Annotated in this window: 3 protein-coding genes; all 3 read left to right on the top strand. The window is 67.6% G+C overall.

From position 1 onward, the window contains the following. The first annotated feature begins 400 nt into the window (after positions 1-400). Positions 401-577, top strand: a complete 177-nt coding sequence (locus GSE44_RS24915; protein WP_159351516.1) for a hypothetical protein — start codon at positions 401-403, stop codon at positions 575-577. A 193-nt stretch (positions 578-770) separates the two neighbouring features. Next, a complete protein-coding gene (locus GSE44_RS24910; RefSeq protein WP_159351515.1) occupies positions 771-1,280 on the top strand; it encodes a YcnI family copper-binding membrane protein in 510 nt (169 codons plus the stop codon). 7 nt (positions 1,281-1,287) lie between these two features. Beyond that, on the top strand, positions 1,288-2,970 hold the full coding sequence (locus GSE44_RS24905) for a copper resistance CopC/CopD family protein (protein WP_159351514.1): 1,683 nt from the start codon (positions 1,288-1,290) through the stop codon (positions 2,968-2,970). Positions 2,971-3,203: the final 233 nt, after the last annotated feature.

Raw genomic sequence — 3,203 nt, 5'->3', positions numbered from 1 at the left:
AGCACGATGCGAGCCCGCGCAGCCAGCGCCTGGGCCGTGCTGCGCCGGGCCGCCAGCGCCGCAAGCTCGGCTCGTTCCGCTTCACTCAGCTCAAGCGCAACCGCCCGACGTCCCATCCCGACCTCCTGGACTGGCCGGGAAGCCTCTCACCCTACAAGGGCCGTATACAAAAACGAATTTCTGGTTCGGGACACTAGGGTCTGCTGGCACCTAAACGCCAATGCTCGGCTGGCGTTAGGCCGCTTCTCTTCCGCTGGAGGGGCGGCACAACGATAACTGCGTCGAACGCCTCCGAGCGAGGCTGAAGGAGTGGCGCGCAGTCGCAACCCGCTACCCCTACCGGGCGGAGCTGCGCTACCGGCACCCTGGGGGCTTCAGCATCGCGCCCAATGTTGAGTGGGTGCCGCAGGGCTTCTTCGTGGACAACGCGAATACGCAGAAGACCAACTTCTGCGCCTTCCTCGGCCTGCGCGCCGGATGGGATTTCGAGATCGGCCTGTCGGTCTTCGCCGAAGGGCGGAACTTGGCGGAAAGCGCTACATCTTCAATGCTTCGGTCGCGCCGGTCGCCACCCTGAACTCGGCGCTGCTCGAATCGGGCTTCGGGCGCAGCGTCTATGGCGGGATCCAGTTCCGCTTTTGACCGCTACCCTCCATGGCCCGAGTGGCAATGCTGGCGAGCCGCCTTGCTCTCAGTCCGGTCTTCTGAACCCTTGGGCCTTCCCGGCGCGAACGGCGCCGACTGGCCGTCCCTCAAGAGGAGCAACCACCGTGTCCCAGCCAGCCGCCGCAAGGAGCCTCTTTCTCGGCGCCGCCCTCCTGGCCGCGCCCGCCTCGGCTCACGTCACCCTGGATCAAGCGGTACTGCCAGTCGACAGCTACGTCCGCATCGCCCTCCGCGTGCCGCATGGGTGCGAGGGCGCTGCCACGACCGGCGTCCGCCTGCAGGTGCCAACCGAGCTCCGCGGCGTGCGGGCCATGCCGGTCGCGGGCTGGACCCTCACCTCCCGCATGGAGGGGGGTGTCACCGTGCAGGGCGAGCACGGCACAACCCATGTGCCCCGGGAGGTCTCCTGGCACGGCGGCAACCTGCCCGACGACCAATACCAAGAGTTTATCATGCTAGTGCGGACCCCGACTGAGCCGGGTGCTACGCTCTACTTCCCGGTCGTGCAGGAGTGCGAGGGCGGCAAGGTGACGCGCTGGATCGAGCGCCCGTCCCAGCTGGGCGAGACCCTGCGTGCACCCGCTTACGTTGTCCGCATCGTGCCCAAGAGCTGAGGTTCTGATGAGCGGTTGCCTGCGCCTGCTGGGTCGGCTTCTGCTCGTCCTGGCCCTGTGGGGTCTGCCGCAGGGACAGGTGTGGGCGCATGCCTCGCTGATCGGTGCCACGCCCCTGGACGGCGCCAGCCTGCCTCAGGCCCCCGATGCGCTGACCTTGCGCTTCGATGAGGCCGTAACCCTCATCAGCCTGCGCGTCGTCGGACCGGCGGGCGAGGTGGGACTGGTTGCTCCGCCCGAAGCGACAGGGGGAACCCTCCACGCCCGGTTACCCCCTGGTCTGGCGGAAGGTACCTACCTCGCGAGCTGGCGCGTTATTTCGGCCGACGGCCATCCGCTCGGCGGCACGTTCGCGTTCGGGGTTGGCGGCGAGCCCAGCCCCGCGGCGGCTCCGGAGATGACGGCGGATGCCCTTTGGACCTGGGCCGCTGAGGTGCTGCGCTTCCTGTTCTACGCCGCCTTCGCGGTAGCGGTTGGCGGCGTGCTCTTCCGCGCCCTCGTGGAGGACACTCCTGGGCCTCTCAGGCGCCGTATGGCAGGTGCGGCGCTCACCGGCATCGGCGTCGTAGGACTCAGCTGGGGTGTGCAAGGCGGCATTATGCTGGACGGACTGTTCCCCGCCGCCCTGCTCAACCAGGCGACCTGGCAGGCGGCAGTGGCTTCGACGCTGTTCGACCGAGCCGCCATGTCCGCGCTTGGCCTCGCCCTCACTGCGACCTCCCTCTGCTCCATTGGCCGCGCCTCGTGCCTGCTCGGTCTGCTAGGTGCTCTGGTGGCCGCCATCGGGCTGAGCCGATCCGGCCATGCGGCGACCGGCGGCTGGGTAGGACAGTTGCTGCTCGTCCTGCATGTCCTCGCCATGGCTTACTGGGTCGGGGCGTTCTGGCCGCTCCTGACCCTGCTGGTGGCCCGCGGAAGCAAGGCGGCCTCGGCCGTGCGGCGCTTCGCGGCGCTCGCCATACCAACTGTGGCGGTGCTGGTCCTCACAGGGGCGGCCCAAGTGGCCCGGCACCTACCCGACGCAGGCGCCCTAGTCACGACGACCTATGGCCAACTCGTGCTTGCGAAGGCCGCAGGGGCATTACTCCTTTTGATGCTGGCCGCGCTGAACCATATTCGGTTCACTCCCGCCCTCGCAGCCGGGCGGCCTGGAAGTGCGGCGAGGCTTTCGCGCAACATCCGCGCGGAACTGGTTGTCGCCACTGCTGTTCTCGGCGTCACGTCGGTCCTGAGCATGACCTCGCCCCACCCAAACACGGCGACGCCTCCCGCGCACCATGCCGGGCATTGGATAGGCGACACGCATGCAGAGGATGAAGGGGAGATCACGCGTACGGTCAGCGGAAGCATGGACACGCAGGGCGGGGCGATCCGCCTGCAGCTGGCGGTCAGCCCCGGGCGTGCTGGGCGGAACCAGATCACGGTCTGGCTCGACCGGGTGGACGGCAAGGACTTCCGGCCAGCCGAAGTCTGGATCGAGCTGTCTCAGGAGAGGTCAGGTGTCCTCGGTATCCGACGTCAAATGCGTGCAGATGGCCCCGGCCGCTTCGAGCATGATGGGACGGAACTAGCTTTGCCCGGCCGGTGGACCGCCCGCGTGGAGGTGCTGATCAGTGACTTCGAGCAAGCCTCCGCTCGGCTCAGCTTCAGCGTTGCCGCTCAGCCTAACATCGCTCACGTTCCACGCTGAACTTGGAGGATCCGGTTCCCATCCATCGCAGAAGCCTGCCGGGCAAGTGCTTTGCGCAGGCGATGTCCGCTTCGAAGCCTCGGTGGGATGCCCATTAATGTCCGAGATGGGCGGAGGCCGTGTGAAAACGCTGGGCGGAGTATCCTATGGCCTTCGGAGGGGAGGCTGGGATGAAGCGCTTCGTGGAAGGCGAGGAGCGGGGCCAGGTGACGCTGCTTCCCGACTGCATTGAG

The organism is Muricoccus harenae (genome assembly GCF_009848505.1).
GTDB classification, from domain to species: domain Bacteria; phylum Pseudomonadota; class Alphaproteobacteria; order Acetobacterales; family Acetobacteraceae; genus Roseomonas; species Roseomonas harenae.
This window is presented reverse-complemented; position numbering and strand designations above follow the sequence as displayed.